Here is a 511-nt window from a genome sequence, read left to right on the forward strand (position 1 = left end):
GACGACATCCTCAAGGGCGGCGCGGGCAACGACACCATCGTCTTCAACAACGGTGCCCTGACCGCGGGCGACACGGTGGATGGCGGCGCGGGCTATGACGCGATCCGCCTGCTGGGCGGCGGCACGCTGGCGGATGCGGCCTTCACCCAGGTCTCGAATATCGAGGGCATCTCGATCGGCGCCGGCACCTACAGCCTCACCCTCGGCGAGGAGGCCAAGGCCGCCTTCACCGACGGCAATGTCCGCGTGGCCGCCAGCGGGGCCACGAGCGTCAGCCTGGATGCGGGCAGCCTCGGCATCGACGGCTACCGCTTCAGCTTCACCGGCAGCGGCGGGGCGGACACGGTGGTGATCGGGGGCAATGTCGCCACCATCACCGGCGGGGCCGGGGCGGACAGCTTCGTCCTGACGCCGGAGGCCTTCTACGCGGCCACCATCACCGACTTCCAGGACGGCATCGACCACCTCGTGATCGATGACGCCCTGATCCCGGCCTCGCTCGACACCCCGG

The 511-nt window shown here is 70.3% G+C and carries 1 protein-coding gene; it reads left to right on the forward strand.

The features are described from left to right. Positions 1–511: hypothetical protein (locus ACO1BU_RS37735; protein WP_424140954.1), on the forward strand; the 511-nt coding region annotated here is incomplete at both ends.

Source organism: Roseomonas chloroacetimidivorans, assembly GCF_049629625.1.
In the GTDB taxonomy this organism is placed as follows: Bacteria; Pseudomonadota; Alphaproteobacteria; order Acetobacterales; family Acetobacteraceae; genus Roseomonas; species Roseomonas chloroacetimidivorans.